Genomic DNA, 210 nt, shown 5'->3' with positions numbered 1-210 from the left:
TCGCCAACAGCCCCACCACCATCGCCGGACTGCGCGCAAGGCAGATCGCCACCGGCTGATCCGGCCTCACACCGAGCCCGGTCAGATAGTGCGCCAGACGGTTGGCCCGCGCATTGAGCTCGCCATAACTCACGCGCTCCTCCGCACAGACCACCGCCACCGCCTCCGGCGCCTTGGCGACCTGCGCCTCGAACAGCTCGTGGAGGCACT

1 protein-coding gene is annotated in these 210 nt (G+C 69.0%); it reads right to left on the bottom strand.

Annotated features, from left to right (window positions below; translation table 11 throughout):
- The coding region (locus AB4Y42_RS44795; RefSeq protein ID WP_368697962.1) for an AMP-binding protein at positions 1-210 on the bottom strand (210 nt) is incomplete at both ends.

The organism is Paraburkholderia sp. EG286B (assembly GCF_040965655.1).
Classification (GTDB): Bacteria; Pseudomonadota; Gammaproteobacteria; order Burkholderiales; family Burkholderiaceae; genus Paraburkholderia.
This window is presented reverse-complemented; position numbering and strand designations above follow the sequence as displayed.